Genomic DNA, 14,002 nt, shown 5'->3' on the forward strand with positions numbered 1-14,002 from the left:
GAGACACACATGCAATTCGAAGACATCCTTTACGAAAACCGCAACGGCGTGGCCTGGATCACGATCAACCGTGCCGACAAGATGAATGCCTTTCGTGGCACCACCTGCGACGAAATTATCAAAGCCCTGAACAAAGCAGGCTACGACCGCAACGTGGGCGCGATTGTGTTGGCCGGTGCAGGTGACCGTGCGTTTTGTACCGGTGGCGACCAATCGGCACACGATGGCAACTACGACGGCCGCGGCACCATTGGCTTGCCCATGGAAGAGTTACACACCGCGATTCGCGATGTGCCCAAGCCTGTGATTGCCCGTGTGCAAGGTTTTGCCATCGGTGGTGGCAATGTGTTGTGCACGATTTGTGACTTGACCATTTGTTCTGACAAGGCCGTGTTTGGCCAAGTCGGCCCCAAGATGGGTTCGGTTGATCCTGGCTACGGCACCGCCTTTTTGGCGCGCGTGGTGGGCGAGAAAAAAGCCCGTGAAATTTGGTACCTCAACCGCCGCTACACCGGTGCTGAAGCGGTAGCCATGGGTTTGGCCAACGTGTGTGTGCCACACGACCAACTCGATGCCGAAGTGCAAAAGTGGGGCGAAGAAATTTGCGAGCGCAGCCCTACCGCGATTGCCATTGCCAAGCGCAGCTTCAATGCCGACACCGCGCATCAGTCAGGCATTGCAGGCTTGGGCATGTACGCCCTCAAGCTGTATTACGACACCGAGGAGTCTCGTGAAGGCGTGAATGCGCTGAAAGAAAAGCGCAAGCCCGAGTTCCGTAAATACGCCAAGTAATTCGCCCGACCAAGGAGCTCCGTGATGAATCCCAATCCCTACATTGACGAAGACCTGCAAGCCTTGGCCGAAACCGTGCGTCGCTTTGCCGACGAACGTGTGAAGCCTGGCTTTTTAGAGCGCGACAAAACCCGCGTGTTTGACCGTGCGCTGTTGCGTGAAATGGGCGGACTCGGATTCATTTGCCCTGAACTGCCAGAAGAGTTTGGCGGTTTGGGCATGGGTTGCTTGGCTGCGGGTGTGATTCACGAAGAAATTGCTCGCGCCGATTTGAGTTTTTCTTACTTGAATTTGTTGGCGTCCTTGAATAGCCAAATTTTGTCCAAGTACGGTAACCCTGAAGTGGTGGGGTCTTGGTTGAAAAAGCTCACCCAAGGTGAAGCCATTTGTGCGATTGCACTGACCGAGCCACGTGGTGGTTCTGATGCGGCCAATTTGCGTTTGCGCATTGAACGCGATGGCGACTTCTACGTGATCAACGGTGAAAAAACATCCATTTCTGCGGCTGACCAAGCCGACATCACCGTGGTGTTTGGTCGCACCGGCAAACCCGAAGATGGTGCACATGGCGTGACCGCCTTGCTGGTGCCCATGGACACACCGGGCTTGACCACCAACCGCTTTGACTGCCATGGGCAACGTGCCATCGGTCGCGGTTCTATCTTCTTTGAAAACGTGCGTGTGCCCGTCAGCCACCGTTTAGGTGATGAGAACAAAGGCTTTGTGCAAGTCATGCACGGCTTTGATTTCTCGCGTTCGCTCATTGGCTTGCAGGTGTTGGCCGTGGCCCGTGTGGCGCTGGAAGAAACGTGGGAATACATCACGCAACGTCAGGCATTCGGTCAACCGCTGTCTGCATTCCAAGGTGTGACCCATCCGCTTGCGCAATTCGACACCGAAGTGGAGGGTGCCCGTCTGTTGTGCTTGCAAGGTTTGTGGCTCAAAGATAAGGGTTTACCTCATACCGCAGAAGCGGGTATGGCCAAGTGGTGGGGCCCCAAGCTGGCCTACGATGTGATTCACCAGTGCTTGCTGTGCTACGGCCACGGTGGTTACGACCGTGGCTTGATGGAGCAACGCTTGCGTGATGTGTTGGGCTTCCAGATTGGCGACGGAACTGCGCAAATCATGAAGACCATCATTGCGCGCACGCGTGCAGGACGCAAGTTCGTTCCCGCCTAAAAGCTTGGTATTTAAAAAATAAAAAACCCATATCCACTGAGGAGACAACTATGGAATTCGATGCTGTTTTGATCCCATCACGTCGTGCACACAGCATTGCCAAAGGCTTTTGGCATGACCGCACCATCAACGATGACTTGGACGCTTGCGTGGCCACTTGCCCTGACAAATTGGCGCTGACGGCAGTTCAGGCCGAGAGCGGCAAAGTCACACGTTTCACCTACCGTGAGTTGTCCAACATGGCTGACCGCGTGGCTCTTGGTTTGACCAAGCTTGGTGTGGGTCAAAACGACATCGTGGCCTGCCAGTTGCCCAACTGGTGGCAGTTCACCATCACCTATTTGGCGTGTTCGCGCATCGGTGCGGTCATGAACCCGCTGATGCACATTTTCCGCGAGCGCGAGTTGTCGTTCATGCTCAAGCATGGCGAAGCCAAGGTGCTCATCATTCCGCAAACTTTCCGCGGCTTTGATTACGAGAAGATGGTCAACGAGATCAAGCCCAGCTTGCCTGACTTGAAGTACGTGGTGGTGGTCAATGGCGCAGGTGCCAACAGTTTTGAAGCCTTGCTCAGCGGCCCTGAGTGGGAAAAAGAAAGCCATGCGAAAACCGTGTTGACCCAGCACCGCCCCGGTCCAGACGATGTGACGCAACTCATTTACACCTCAGGCACCACCGGTGAACCCAAGGGTGTGATGCACACCGCCAACACGGTGATGGCTAACATCATTCCCTATGCCGCACGTTTGCATTTGGAGGCCAATGATGTGGTGTTGATGGCGTCGCCCATGGCACACCAAACCGGTTTCATGTACGGCTTGATGATGCCCATCATGCTCAAGTCCAGCGCCGTGTTGCTGGATGTGTGGGAGCCTTTGCGTGCGATTGATTTGGTTCGTAACGAAAGCGTCACCTTCACCATGGCCTCTACGCCGTTCTTGACCGACTTGGCCAAAAACGTCGAAGAGTCTGGCAAGAAAGTTCCCACGTTGCGCACCTTCTTGTGCGCGGGCGCACCTATTCCAGGGCCTTTGGTGGAGCAAGCTCGCAGTGTGTTGGGCACCAAGATTGTCTCGGCATGGGGCATGACGGAAAACGGTGCCGTGACGTTGATTGAACTCAACGATCCCGATGAGCGAGCCTTCACCACTGACGGTTTGCCGCTGCCCGGTGTGGAGCTGAAAGTGGTCAATGACGATGGCGTGTCTTTGCCTGCAGGCGAGGCGGGCAAGCTGTATGTGCGTTCGTGCTCTAACTTTGGCGGGTACTTGAAGCGTGCGCACCTCAACGGCACCGATGCTGAAGGTTGGTTTGACACGGGGGATTTGGCCCGCTTGGATGCACAAGGTTATGTGCGCATCACGGGCCGCAGCAAAGACGTCATCATTCGTGGTGGTGAGAACATTCCTGTGGTGGAAATTGAATCACTGTTGTATCGCCATCCTGCCATTGCGATGGCAGCCATCGTGGCTTACCCCGACGACCGTTTGGGTGAACGTGCTTGTGCCGTGGTGGTGTTGAAACCGGGCCAAAGTTTGGATTTGCCAACCTTGGTTGAGTATCTGAAAGCACAAAAAATTGCATTGCAGTACATCCCAGAAAAACTGGAGATTCGCGATGCCATGCCTTCAACGCCTTCCGGAAAAATTCAGAAATTCAAATTGCGTGAAATCTTGCGCGACGAGAAACACTGAGCAAAGGACGTATGGCCATGTCTCAACCCACTGTGCTGTCAAAACGTCAAGGTCGTGTGGGCGTGCTCACGTTGAACCGACCTGCGCAACTCAATGCTTTGAATGACACCCTGATGGATGCTTTAGGCGAAGCTTTGCTTGCGCTGGATGCAGACGATGGCATTGGTGCCATCGTCATCACGGGCAGCGACAAAGCATTTGCGGCAGGCGCTGACATTGCGGCCATGGCGGATTGGGGTTACATGGATGTGTTCAGCTCCGCCTTCATCACCCGCAACTGGGAAACCATTCGCCAAATTCGCAAGCCTGTGATTGCGGCTGTGGCTGGTTTTGCCATGGGTGGTGGCTGTGAGTTGGCGTTGGCCTGCGACCTCATCGTGGCCGCGGAGTCAGCTAAGTTTGCGTTGCCTGAAGTCAAGCTGGCCATGTTGCCGGGTGCTGGTGGCACACAACGTTTGCCGCGTGCGATTGGCAAAGCCAAAGCGATGGATATGTGTTTGTCTGCCCGCATGCTCAGTGCCGAAGAGGCCGACCGTTATGGTTTGGTGTCCCGTGTGGTGCCCAGCGAGGCATTGATGGACGAGACCTTGAAACTGGCTGAAACGATTGCGAGTTTTTCATTGCCTGCGCTCATTGCCATCAAAGAGTCGGTCAACCGTGCTTGGGAAAGCTCGCTCACCGAAGGCGTCAAGTTTGAACGCCATGCGCTGTATGCACGCTTTGCCAGTGAAGATGCACACGAGGGCATGCACGCCTTTTTAGAAAAACGCAAACCGACGTTCCAGCACAGCTGATCCTTTTACCCTTTTAGGAAAACCTTCATGGCTCTCGACAAAGAATCTTTTGACATCTTGCTGCCCACGCTGCAACGCTTCATCCAAGAGCGTTTGGTGCCTGCTGAAAACCACCTTGAAGAACACGACGAGGTGCCTGCAGATATCGTGGAAGACATGAAAGAGATGGGTTTGTTTGGCCTGTCTATTCCAGAAGAGTTTGGCGGCATTGGTTTGTCTATGAGCCAAGAGGTGCAGGTGGCTTACGAAATTGGCCGCACCTCATTGGCGTTTCGTTCGGTGTTTGGCACCAACGTGGGTATTGGCTCGCAAGGCATCTTGATGGATGGCACGCTTGAGCAAAAAGCGACCATCTTGCCCAAGGTTGCTAGTGGTGAACTCATCATGTCGTTCGCATTGACCGAGCCTGATGCGGGATCGGATGCGGCATCACTCAAAACTCGTGCGGATTTGGATGGCGACCACTATGTGCTCAACGGCACCAAGCGGTACATCACCAATGCACCTCGTGCAGGGGCATTCACGTTGATGGCGCGTACAGGGGGCCCGGGTGCAGGCGGTGTGTCATCGTTCATCGTGCCCTCCGATTTGCCTGGCATCAAGCTTGGTAAGACTGATAAAAAAATGGGACAACGCGGCACCAAAACTTGTGATGTGATTTTGGAAAACGTGCGCGTGCCAGCAGCCAACATCATTGGTGGCGTGCCTGGTCAAGGTTTTAAAACTGCAATGAAGGTGCTGGACCGTGGCCGTTTGCACATCTCGGCCGTGTCATGCGGCATGGCGCATCGCATCATTGAAGAAGCCACTGCGTATGCGCGAGACCGCAAACAGTTTGGCAAAGCGATTGGTGAGTTCCAGTTGATTCAAGCCATGTTGGCCGATAGCCAAGCCGAGTTGCTGGCGGGTTGGTCGCTGGTGCAAGACGTGGCAGCGCGCTTTGATGGCAAACCTGCCCATGTGTCTGACCCTGATGTGTCCATGCGTGTGTCGTGTGCCAAGTTGTTCTGCACCGAAATGGTGGGGCGCGTGGCCGACCGTGGCGTGCAAGTGCATGGTGGTGCAGGCTATATCAACGAGTACCCTGTCGAGCGCTTCTACCGTGACGTGCGTTTGCTTCGCTTGTACGAAGGCACGACCCAAATTCAACAACTTATTATTGGCCGAGAACTTTTGCGCCAAGCGGCTTAATTAAGCCGATTAAGTTCCCCATTCATTCCAATTTTCAATTTCTAGGAGCCCTCATGTCCACTTCATCGACCAAGTTTCACTGGGACGACCCTTTCATGCTCGACCTGCAATTGACCGACGACGAGCGTCAAGTCAAAGATGCGGCGGCTGCTTATTGCCAAGAGCGTTTGGCCCCACGTGTGTTGGAGGCTTTCCGTCATGAAAAAACCGATGCGTCTATTTTTCGCGAAATGGGTGAGCTGGGCTTGTTGGGTCCCACCATTCCTGAAGCCTATGGTGGCGCGGGTTTGAACTATGTGTGCTACGGCTTGGTGGCCCGCGAAGTCGAGCGCGTGGATTCAGGTTACCGCTCCATGATGAGCGTGCAATCGTCCTTGGTGATGGTGCCTATCAACGAGTTTGGCTCTGAAGCCCAAAAGCAAAAGTACTTGCCCAAGCTCGCCACAGGCGAGTGGATTGGTTGCTTTGGTTTGACCGAACCCAACCACGGCTCAGATCCTGGCAGCATGATCACGCGTGCCAAAAAAGTGGCCGGTGGTTATTCGCTCTCCGGCGCCAAGATGTGGATCACCAACAGCCCGATTGCCGACGTGTTTGTGGTGTGGGCCAAAGACGATGCAGGCGCGATTCGCGGCTTCATTTTGGAGAAAGGCTGGAAAGGCTTGAGTGCGCCTGCTGTGCACGGCAAAGTTGGCCTACGAGCCTCAATCACAGGTGAAATCGTGATGGACGAAGTGTTTGTGCCAGAAGAAAACGCGTTCCCAGATGTGCGTGGCCTCAAAGGCCCGTTCACCTGCTTGAACAGCGCGCGTTACGGCATTGCTTGGGGGGCTTTGGGTGCTGCTGAGGACTGCTTCCATCGCGCACGCCAATACGTGTTGGACCGTCAGCAGTTTGGTCGCCCACTGGCCGCCAATCAGCTGATTCAAAAGAAGCTGGCCGACATGCTTACTGAGATTTCATTGGGCCTGCAATCTTGCTTGCGTTTGGGTCGCATGAAAGACGAAGGCATTGCTGCCGTAGAAATCACTTCCATCTTGAAGCGCAACAGCTGCGGCAAGTCGCTGGACATTGCACGCGTGGCACGCGACATGATGGGCGGCAATGGCATCAGCGATGAGTTTGGTGTGGCTCGCCATTTGGTGAACCTAGAAGTGGTCAACACCTACGAAGGCACGCACGATGTGCACGCTTTGATTTTGGGTCGTGCCATCACAGGCATTGCAGCCTTCAGCAACTAAGGAATCGCCATGAAAGTTTTGGTCGCTGTCAAACGCGTGGTGGACTACAACGTCAAGGTCCGCGTCAAGTCGGACAACTCGGGCGTTGACATTGCGAACGTCAAGATGAGTATGAACCCGTTTGATGAGATCGCGGTGGAAGAAGCCGTGCGCCTCAAAGAAAAAGGCGTGGTCACGGAAGTCATCGCGGTGTCTTGCGGCGTGACCCAGTGCCAAGAAACCTTGCGCACCGCGATGGCCATTGGCGCTGATCGTGGCATCTTGGTCGAGACCGCTGAAGAACTGCAACCCTTGGCTGTGGCCAAGCTGCTCAAAGCCTTGGTCGACAAAGAGCAACCGGGCTTGGTGATTCTGGGCAAACAAGCGATTGACGACGACTGCAACCAAACTGGCCAAATGTTGGCGGCGTTGGCAGACATGCCCCAAGCCACATTTGCTTCCAAAGTCGAACTCTCAGGCGACAAAGCCAGCGTGACCCGTGAAGTCGACGGTGGTTTGGAGACCATTTCCATCAGCATGCCAGCGGTCATCACGACTGACTTGCGTTTGAACGAGCCACGCTATGTGACTTTGCCCAACATCATGAAGGCTAAGAAAAAGCAGCTCGATGTGTTCAAGCCTGAAGACCTTGGTGTGGATGTGACCCCTCGCATTAAGACCCTCAAAGTGATGGAGCCTGCCAAGCGCAGCGCCGGCATTAAGGTGCCAGACGTCGCCACTTTGGTGGACAAGCTCAAGAACGTGGCAAAAGTTATCTAAGGAAAAACGACCATGACATCCCTCGTTATTGCAGAACACGACAACGCCTCGATCAAAGGCGCTACTTTGAACACCGTCACAGCCGCAGCTGCCATTGGCGCTGACGTGCATGTGCTGGTGGCTGGCCACAACGCAGGCGCAGCCGCTGCTGCTGCTGCGCAAATCGCTGGCGTGAGCAAAGTGATTCACGCCGATGGCGCAACGTTGGAAGCCGGCTTGGCTGAGAACGTGGCTGCTCAAGTGCTCGCCATTGCTAGCAACTACACCCACATCTTGTTCCCCGCCACAGCCAATGGCAAAAACGTGGCACCTCGCGTGGCCGCCAAATTGGACGTGGGCCAAATCAGTGACATCACCAAAGTAGACAGCCCAGACACGTTTGAACGCCCCATTTATGCGGGTAACGCCATTGCCACAGTGCAATCAAGCGATGCCGTCAAAGTCATCACCGTGCGCACCACGGGTTTTGACGCTGCTGCAACCACAGGCGGCTCAGCCGCTGTAGAAACTGCAGCTGCAGCCACAGACTCTGGCAAGAGCAGCTTCGTGGGCCGTGAAGTCACCAAGAGCGACCGCCCAGAGCTGACAGCAGCCAAGATCATCGTGTCTGGTGGCCGTGCCTTGGGCAGCTCAGAGAAGTTTGACGAAGTCATGGTGCCTTTGGCCGACAAGCTCGGTGCAGCCATTGGCGCAAGCCGCGCTGCGGTGGACGCAGGCTACGCCGCTAACGATTTGCAAGTGGGTCAAACCGGCAAGATCGTTGCGCCTCAGTTGTATGTGGCTTGCGGTATCAGCGGAGCCATCCAGCACTTGGCTGGTATGAAAGACAGCAAGGTCATCGTGGCCATCAACAAAGACCCAGAAGCGCCCATCTTCAGCGTGGCCGACTTCGGCTTGGAGGCCGACCTCTTCACCGTGGTGCCAGAGTTGGTCGCAGCGCTGTGAGTGCGGTGATGGATGCTGCTGCCTGCGTGCATGTGGATGCGAGGGGCGATGTGTGTGTCATCACCATCGACAACCCGCCCATCAACGCCACGTCCTTGGCGGTGCGTCAAGGTTTGATGGCGGCCATTTTTGATTTCAAAACCAATTCAGACTTTCAAGCTGCCGTCATCGTGGGTGCCGGCAGCACGTTTGTTGCAGGCGCTGACATCCGTGAGTTTGGCAAGCCCATGCAAGAGCCCATCTTGCCCGAGGTCATCCGTGCCATAGAAGATTGCGGGAAGCCCGTGGTGGCTGCGTTGCATGGTGCTGCCTTGGGTGGCGGTTTCGAATTGGCGCTGGCTTGCGATGCGCGTGTGGCGGATGCCAAGACTGTCGTGGGATTGCCCGAGGTGTCGCTGGGCATTATTCCTGGTGCAGGTGGCACGCAAATGTTGCCGCGTCGTGTGGGTGTGTCGCGCGCCATTCGCATGATTTGCGGCGCACAACGTATTTCAGCCAAAGAGGCCAAATCCCTCAACTTGTTGGACGAGGTGGTGGCCAGTGATGTGCTGGATGCCGCCGTGGCATTGGCCCGCCGCATGCAAGGTAAGAAGTGCCGCATTCGCGATGAAGCCGTGCCTGCAGAAGGTCCTGCACTGATTCAGCAAGCCGCAGAGGAGGCGATGCGCGCAGGCAAACGTCGCCCTGCCGTCGAGGCCGCGATGGAGGCCATCAAATCGGCGGCGGTGTTGTCGATTGACGACGGCTTGGGCGATGAGCGCGCGGTGTTTTTACAGCTGCGTTTGTCGCGTGAGGCCTACGCCTTGCGCCATGTATTTTTTGCCGAACGTGACAGTGCCAAGCTGCCTGCTGAGTTGAGTGCCACACCCATTCCGGTTGAAACCGTGTGCGTCATCGGTGCGGGCACCATGGGCACGGGCATTGCCATCAGCGTGTTGGATGCTGGCATGCAAGTCATCTTGCTTGAGCAAGATGCGGCTGCGCTTCAACGTGGGCAAGACCGTGTGGTCGCGCATTACCGTGATCGCGTGGCGGCACAAAAAATGAAAGCCGACGTGGCCCAAGCACGCGAAGCGTGTTTGCACAGCACGCTCGATTGGGCGGACATGGCCAAAGCCGATTTGGTGATTGAAGCCGTTTTTGAAGACTTGGCAGTCAAGCAAGAAGTGTTCAAAAAAATTGACCAATTTGCACGTGCAGGCGCAGTGCTGGCCACCAACACTTCTTACTTGGATGTGGATGCAATCGCGCAAGCCACCTCACGCCCGCAAGACGTGTTGGGGCTGCACTTTTTCAGTCCTGCCAATGTGATGAAGCTGCTAGAGGTGGTGCGCGGCAAAAACTCGCGTCCCGACGTATTGGCCACAGGCATGGCTTTGGGCAAGCGCCTGCGCAAGCTGCCGGTGCTGGCGGGCAACCACTTTGGTTTCATTGGCAACCGCATTTACAACGCGTACCGCAACCAATGTGAATTCATGTTGGAAGACGGTGCATGGCCCGAGGATGTGGATGCCTCGCTCAAACAGTTTGGCATGGCCATGGGGCCATTTGCGGTGGCTGATTTGTCGGGGCTAGACATTGCCTGGCGCATGCGTCAGGCGCAAGCCGCCAGTCGCGCGCCGGGCGTGCGCTACGTTGACATCTTGGATCGCTTGTGCGAAGCCGGTCGCCTTGGGCGTAAGACCGGTGCGGGCTACTACACCTATGTGGATGGCAAGCAACAAGCGACGACCGATGAGGCGGTGCGCCACATCATTGAAGTTGCGTCGCAACGTCGCGGCATCCAACGCCAGCCGTTGAGCAGTGCCACGATTCAACGCCGTGCGTTGCTGACCATCGTCAACGAGGCTGCACGTTTGATGGGCGAGGGCGTGGCCAGTCGTGCCACAGACATTGACGTGGTGTTGGTGCATGGCTATGGTTTTCCGCGTTGGGAAGGCGGCCCCGTGTTTTGGGCCCGTCAACAAAACCGAGAAGCCTTGACCCAAGAAATCAAAGACCTCGCCAGCCAATGCGGCGATGGTTTTGTGTTGGCAGATTTATCTGTCTTGTTTGAAGATCAATAACGTTTACATCCCATGACACACGCTTTCATTTGCGATGCCATTCGCACACCCATTGGCCGCTACGGCGGTGCTTTGTCTTCTGTTCGCACCGATGATTTGGGGGCCATCCCCATCAAAGCGTTGATGGCGCGCAACCCCAACGTGGATTGGGCACAAATCACTGACGTGTTGTATGGCTGCGCCAACCAAGCGGGCGAAGACAACCGCAACGTGGCACACATGGCGGGTCTGTTGGCGGGTTTGCCCATGGATGTGCCAGGCGCCACCATCAACCGCTTGTGCGGTTCTGGCCTAGATGCGGTAGGTACTGCAGCACGCGCCATCAAATCAGGTGAAGCGCAGTTGATGATGGCTGGTGGTGTGGAGAGCATGAGCCGCGCACCTTTTGTGATGCCTAAAGCCGACAGTGCTTTTAGCCGCAACAACGCGGTGTATGACACGACGATTGGCTGGCGTTTCATCAACAGGTTGATGAAAGAGAAATACGGTGTGGACTCCATGCCCGAGACGGCAGAGAACGTGGCGGTGGAGTTCAAGATCGAACGTGAAGCACAAGACCTGATGGCGATGAACAGCCAACTGCGTGCGGTGGCTGCACAACAAGCGGGGCACTTGGCGCAAGAAATCACGCCAGTGTTGATTCCTCAAAAGAAGGGCGAGCCCCTCGTGGTGGACACCGATGAGCACCCACGTCCCACCAGTTTGGAAGCCTTGGCCAAACTCAAACCCATCGTGCGACCTGATGGCACAGTGACTGCAGGCAACGCCAGTGGCGTGAACGATGGTGCGTGTGCCTTGTTATTGGCGAACGAAGCCAATGCGGTTAAGAATGGCCTGACACCCAAAGCCCGCGTGGTAGGCATGGCCACCGCAGGTGTAGCGCCACGCATCATGGGTATGGGCCCTGTGCCAGCCACGCAAAAAGTGTTGGCGCAAACAGGGTTGACCATGGTGCAGATAGATGTGATTGAACTCAACGAAGCGTTTGCTGCACAAGGCTTGGCGGTGATGCGTTCGCTGGGTTTGCAAGATGACGACCCGCGTGTGAACGCATGGGGTGGCGCGATTGCTTTAGGTCACCCATTAGGGGCATCGGGCGCGCGGTTGGCAACCACTGCGGTGAACCGCTTGCACGCCACGGGCGGTCGCTATGCGCTGTGCACCATGTGCATTGGTGTGGGGCAGGGCATTGCGCTCATCCTTGAGCGTGTTTGACAGATGAAGGGCTGAGCCGATGACCAAAGTTGTGATTTACAAAGTCAACGTCGAATTTGGTGACTGTGACCCCGCAAAAATTGTGTGGTTCCCCAATTACTTCAAATGGTTGGATGCGGCTTCTCGCAATTTCTTTGTTCAGTGCGGTGTTCCTTCTTGGAAAGAAACCGAAAAAACCATGGGCGTGCTGGGCACACCTTTGGTAGATATTCACACACGCTTTGTGAAGACCGCGAGTTATGGCGACCAACTCGACGTGCATGTCCGTGTTTCTGAATGGCGCAATACAAGTTTTGTGATGGATTACAAAATCTACCGCGGCAGCGACTTGATTTTGGAGGCGCAAGACGTGCGCGTGTTTGCGGCCTTTTGCGACACCGATAATCCTGACCAACCCAGCATTCGCGCAGTACCGATTCCACAAATTGTTTTAGATTTGTGCCGTTGAGTGCTTGGCATACGCGAGTTACCAATGACCGATGTTGGGCATGTCCACCCACGGCGCGGTTGGCGCTAAGGCTTCACCTTTTTGCAGCAACTCCACCGAGATGTCATCGGGTGAGCGCACAAAGGCCATGCGGCCATCGCGGGGTGGGCGAAGAATGGTGACGCCATGCGCTTGCAACTGCTCACAGGTGGCGTAAATGTTGTCGACGGCATAAGCCAAGTGACCGAAGTTGCGACCACCGGTGTAGACCTCGGGGTCCCAGTTGTAGGTGAGCTCCACTTGCGCATCTTCATCGCCAGGTGCGGCGAGGTAGACCAGTGTGAAGCGGCCCTGCGGGTACTCGTTGGTGCGCAGCACCGTCAGGCCCAGCGCATCGCGGTAAAAACGCAACGACGCTTCTAGGTCAGTCACGCGCACCATGGTGTGTAGGTATTTCATGGCGAGCCTTTCTTTAAAGGGTGGGGTAGTCGGTGTAGCCGACAGGACCGGGTGTGTAGAAGGTGTTGGGGTTGGGCTCGTTCAGCACGGCATTCAATTTCAAACGCTCGACCAAGTCGGGGTTAGAGATGAACAAGCGACCAAATGCAACGGCATCGGCCTTGCCTGAGTCAATGGCGTCGATGGCCATTTGGCGGTCGTAACCGTTGTTGGCGATGTAGGTGCCTTTGAACGCTTGGCGCGCCCAGGCGTAGTCAAAGCCAGGCACGTCACGTGGGCCGCCCGTGGCGCCTTCGATGAAGTGAATGAACGCGATGCCGCGTTTGTTGAGCTCTTCCACCAGATAGGCAAACACAGTTTGTGGGTTGCTGTCAGCCAAGTCGTTGAAGGGGGTGAGGGGCGACAAACGAATGCCGACGCGGCCCGCGCCGATTTCGGCCACACAGGCGTCCACCACTTCGAGGGCAAAGCGGCAGCAGTTTTCAATCGAGCCACCGTACGCGTCGGTGCGTTGGTTGGCACCGTCACGGATGAACTGGTCGACCAAATAACCATTGGCACCGTGAATTTCCACCCCATCAAACCCCGCACGAATGGCGTTGGCGGCGGCTTGGCGGAATTGCTGCACCACCTCTTGCACTTCAGCGGTTGTCAAAGCATGTGGCACGGGCACATCGACTTTGCCATTGGGGGTGTAGGCCACCACCTTGGGCTGAATGGCCGAAGGGGCCACGGGCTGCGCACCACCAGTCAGGTCTGGGTGCGTGATGCGGCCCACATGCCAAATTTGCGCGATGATTTTGGAGCCTGCCTCATGCACGGCTTGGGTGATGGGCTTCCAGCCTTCGACTTGGGCGTCTGAATAAATGCCGGGGGTGGCCATGTAGCCTTTGCCCACCGGTGAGACTTGTGTGCCTTCGCTGATGATGAGGCCCGCACCACTGCGCTGGCGGTAATAGTCCACGTTCATCGCGCTGCCGGGGATGTCGCCGTCAGCTGCGCGGCTGCGGGTGAGTGGGGCCATGACGATGCGGTTGGCCACTTCAATGTCGCCGATGCGTGTGGGTTGGAAAAGCTGTGGTGTTGTCATGTGTAATTTCGAAGAACTGTGAAAAAGTAAAAAATCAGCAATGGCTGTCGTGTCCATGCATGCCTTTTGACATGGGGCGTATTGTTCTGTTTTCAAGTGCTGGGTTTCAAGGTTCCGTTAATATGACCAGATCAATCGAGGGGCATT

At 55.9% G+C, this 14,002-nt stretch carries 13 protein-coding genes; 11 read left to right on the top strand and 2 right to left on the bottom strand.

All coding sequences use genetic code 11. The features are described 5' to 3' along the window. The first annotated feature begins 9 nt into the window (after positions 1-9). From badI to C5F52_RS15675, 11 genes are read left to right on the top strand one after another with little or no spacing between them, the layout of a single operon-like run. Positions 10-792 (top strand): 2-ketocyclohexanecarboxyl-CoA hydrolase, encoded by a 783-nt coding sequence (gene badI, locus C5F52_RS15625; RefSeq protein WP_104799285.1) that lies wholly within the window; start codon positions 10-12, stop codon positions 790-792. 24 nt (positions 793-816) lie between these two features. After that, complete coding sequence (gene aliB, locus C5F52_RS15630; RefSeq protein ID WP_104799286.1) at positions 817-1,974, top strand: cyclohexanecarboxyl-CoA dehydrogenase; 1,158 nt, start codon at positions 817-819, stop codon at positions 1,972-1,974. Positions 1,975-2,024: 50 nt separating this feature from the next. Continuing rightward, positions 2,025-3,668 (top strand): cyclohexanecarboxylate-CoA ligase, encoded by a 1,644-nt coding sequence (gene aliA, locus C5F52_RS15635; protein WP_104799287.1) that lies wholly within the window; start codon positions 2,025-2,027, stop codon positions 3,666-3,668. 17 nt (positions 3,669-3,685) lie between these two features. Then, entirely contained in the window at positions 3,686-4,462 is a 777-nt protein-coding gene (locus tag C5F52_RS15640; RefSeq protein WP_104799351.1) for an enoyl-CoA hydratase, read from the top strand. Positions 4,463-4,489: 27 nt separating this feature from the next. Beyond that, entirely contained in the window at positions 4,490-5,653 is a 1,164-nt protein-coding gene (locus C5F52_RS15645; RefSeq protein ID WP_104799288.1) for an acyl-CoA dehydrogenase family protein, read from the top strand. A 53-nt stretch (positions 5,654-5,706) separates the two neighbouring features. Next, positions 5,707-6,894 carry an acyl-CoA dehydrogenase gene (locus tag C5F52_RS15650; RefSeq protein ID WP_104799289.1) on the top strand — a complete coding sequence of 396 codons (1,188 nt, stop codon included), beginning with the start codon at positions 5,707-5,709 and terminating at the stop codon, positions 6,892-6,894. A gap of 9 nt (positions 6,895-6,903) precedes the next feature. Beyond that, positions 6,904-7,653 (top strand): electron transfer flavoprotein subunit beta/FixA family protein, encoded by a 750-nt coding sequence (locus C5F52_RS15655; protein WP_104799290.1) that lies wholly within the window; start codon positions 6,904-6,906, stop codon positions 7,651-7,653. A gap of 12 nt (positions 7,654-7,665) precedes the next feature. Further along, positions 7,666-8,598, top strand: a complete 933-nt coding sequence (locus C5F52_RS15660; protein ID WP_104799291.1) for an electron transfer flavoprotein subunit alpha/FixB family protein — start codon at positions 7,666-7,668, stop codon at positions 8,596-8,598. A gap of 8 nt (positions 8,599-8,606) precedes the next feature. Next, complete coding sequence (locus C5F52_RS15665; protein WP_104799292.1) at positions 8,607-10,664, top strand: 3-hydroxyacyl-CoA dehydrogenase NAD-binding domain-containing protein; 2,058 nt, start codon at positions 8,607-8,609, stop codon at positions 10,662-10,664. A gap of 12 nt (positions 10,665-10,676) precedes the next feature. Beyond that, the gene (pcaF, locus tag C5F52_RS15670) at positions 10,677-11,879 is read left to right on the top strand and encodes a 3-oxoadipyl-CoA thiolase (RefSeq protein ID WP_104799293.1); all 1,203 of its coding nucleotides are present in this window, start codon (positions 10,677-10,679) and stop codon (positions 11,877-11,879) included. A 19-nt stretch (positions 11,880-11,898) separates the two neighbouring features. After that, complete coding sequence (locus C5F52_RS15675; RefSeq protein WP_104799294.1) at positions 11,899-12,327, top strand: thioesterase family protein; 429 nt, start codon at positions 11,899-11,901, stop codon at positions 12,325-12,327. Positions 12,328-12,345: 18 nt separating this feature from the next. Here C5F52_RS15675 and C5F52_RS15680 read toward each other — a convergent pair whose 3' ends face one another. Together C5F52_RS15680 and C5F52_RS15685 are read right to left on the bottom strand one after the other, a co-directional pair. After that, positions 12,346-12,765: a VOC family protein gene (locus C5F52_RS15680; RefSeq protein ID WP_104799295.1), complete on the bottom strand. Its 420-nt coding sequence runs from the start codon at positions 12,763-12,765 to the stop codon at positions 12,346-12,348. A 13-nt stretch (positions 12,766-12,778) separates the two neighbouring features. Beyond that, on the bottom strand, positions 12,779-13,855 hold the full coding sequence (locus C5F52_RS15685; RefSeq protein ID WP_104799296.1) for an alkene reductase: 1,077 nt from the start codon (positions 13,853-13,855) through the stop codon (positions 12,779-12,781). Positions 13,856-14,002: the final 147 nt, after the last annotated feature.

This window comes from Limnohabitans sp. TS-CS-82 (genome assembly GCF_002943475.1).